The following is a 1,610-nucleotide window of genomic DNA, read 5'->3' on the forward strand; positions in this document are numbered from 1 at the left end:
ACCAAGGTCGGAAGTAGTAAAAAATTTGCCCATTATGAAGTTGTGATAATAGACGGTTTGAATAATAGAGTCGCTTTGTTTACATCTACGTGTTTCAGGCTTGCGCCGTGATGTGTGGTTGTGAGGTCGTTAGATCCAGAGTAGAACTTAACTAAATTAATAAAAGCCCTGAAAGAGAGTAAAGCTAATCAAAATATTGCCTAAATTGTTTGGGAATAGGTAATGGATCTCCCTAATTGGATAGAATAAGCTGCATTAGATGCGGGAAGAAAATAGAATTAATTTTTTTAAATTAATATGGCTAGTTTTAGTTTAAATAAAACTAGCCATATTTTTAGCCTAGTATTTATAATTTACTGATATGGAATAATTATGCACAAAGTTTTTCTAACTCTCTAAGCTTAATAAAATAATTAATAGAATATATTTTAAAAATGATATATCTTTTATTAGAAAAATAGGATGAGATTAATTTATCATAAAATTTAATGATAAGAGAAGTTACTTTGGGGAGATGTGATTTTAATGATAGATGAAGAAAAAATTAGTTCTTTTGAGGATATTCATAATATTTTAAGGAATGTATCTCTCGATGATGGGCATTACTTCCGTGGTGAGCGGCGTAGCGATTATTCATTAATTCCTAAAATTGGTCGAATAACAAGTAAACCTCAGCAGTACGAAAACGGAAAAATATATTTTGATCTCAGATATCCAGTCAGTATTATCAATGAACGTGAAGCTTTTAAACGCTTCAAGAATGCTGCTGGTCCATATCTTGAATCACCGCCAGTAAATGATTGGGATTGGCTAGCTCTCGCGCAGCATTATGGATTACCAACTCGTCTTTTAGACTGGACAACAAATCCACTTGTTGCTCTATATTTTGCAGTATTTGAATTTGTAAATGATACTTGGTTATTGAAAGAGCAGATCGATACACCCGATTTTCTTGGGGATGCTGCATTTTATGTTATGCGCGTAAAGCATCCACCTCTAGACATTAACACTTGTGATCCATTTGCTAGTGATGGTTTGTTCTTTTCAAATCATGTCAGCCCTCGAATTACTTCACAAGCTGGACTCTTTTCAATTCAGCAAGATCCACACATTCCGCTAAGATGGGGGCGTATAACAAAGTACCACATCCCATTTTCAGTTAGAATGGAAATAAAGCGTGAACTTGCTCTTTTTGGGGTGACACATAGTTTTATCTACCCGGGATTAGAGGGAATTAGTAAAGATTTACAAGAGCGAATTAATTGCTTTTGATGTTATGTAGTATTTAGTTCAATCAATGTTTTAATATATTAAAAATATCAGAATGGTACAGTAGTGATAACCTTATGCTGACAAAGCATAAGGTTAATATAATTATATTTTCCCTAAATAATTGTTAGATCTAAGTTATCAGCTAAACCATTGCTATGATGCTCCTTTAAAAGTCAATTCAACTTTCTTTTAAATTGGTTTAAAGAAAAGTTAGTAAAAATCCCACTTAATAAAAAATGCAAAAGAATCGAAATACGAAACGAATAAAATGACAATTAATCTCTAATTCCCCACTTACATTGCAAAATTAGCACCGCATTAAGCCTAGAAAATCCCCC

The 1,610-nt window shown here is 32.8% G+C and carries 1 protein-coding gene and 1 pseudogene; both read left to right on the plus strand.

The features are described from left to right. Window positions 1-111: pseudogene (locus J536_RS25815) on the plus strand (phenylacetic acid degradation protein); the annotation flags it as partial. A 414-nt stretch (window positions 112-525) separates the two neighbouring features. Continuing rightward, on the plus strand, window positions 526-1,272 hold the full coding sequence (locus tag J536_RS24280) for an FRG domain-containing protein (RefSeq protein ID WP_050680443.1): 747 nt from the start codon (window positions 526-528) through the stop codon (window positions 1,270-1,272). Window positions 1,273-1,610 lie beyond the last annotated feature (338 nt).

It is taken from the genome of Acinetobacter sp. 809848 (assembly GCF_000581275.1).
Lineage (GTDB): Bacteria > Pseudomonadota > Gammaproteobacteria > Pseudomonadales > Moraxellaceae > Acinetobacter > Acinetobacter pittii.

Excerpts from the sequence above, each read along its gene's own strand:
- J536_RS24280 (WP_050680443.1), top strand. The coding sequence starts at position 526 with ATGATAGATGAAGAAAAAATTAGTTCTTTTGAGGATATTCATAATATT.